Here is a 562-nt window from a genome sequence, read left to right on the forward strand (position 1 = left end):
CTAGGGCCTGTTGACAAAAGGGATTCACAGGGACGCCTGATCATGATTCAAGCTGGTATCTGCGATGGAGACCAGCTTGGCACGAGACCTGATGTCGGACGATGAGTGGGCGTTCTTTGAGCCCTTCATCTTTGCCGTCCGCGCCCCGAATGGACGCAAACCCACGAACCATCGTCTTGTTCTGGACGGGATTTTCTGGATCGCCCGAACGGGCTCTCCGTGGCGCGATCTACCGGAAGAGTTCGGCAAGTGGTCGAGCGTTTATCGGCAGTTCCGGCGCTGGACGCTGGCAGGATTGTGGGAAGTCATCTTGGATGCCCTGAACCAAAGCGGGGCTGTTCCGCACGCCCTGCAAATGATCGACAGCACCGTGGTCCGCGCCCATCATCAGGCAGCGGGCGCTAAAGGGGGACTCCGCGACAGGGTTTCGGCCGTTCTCGTGGTGGCTTCACGACCAAGATCCACCTCCGCGTCAACGGTGCGGGCCTGCCCATGAGGTCCGAGATCACGCCCGGCCAGACATCGGATTACCTTGGCTTCGACATGGTCATGGCCGACAACC

At 60.3% G+C, this 562-nt stretch carries 1 pseudogene; it reads left to right on the forward strand.

The features are described 5' to 3' along the window. Window positions 1–64: 64 nt before the first annotated feature. Window positions 65–562: pseudogene (locus R5H32_RS20930) on the forward strand (IS5 family transposase); the annotation flags it as partial.

The sequence above is a fragment of the Defluviimonas sp. D31 genome (assembly GCF_033436765.1).
GTDB lineage: Bacteria > Pseudomonadota > Alphaproteobacteria > Rhodobacterales > Rhodobacteraceae > Albidovulum.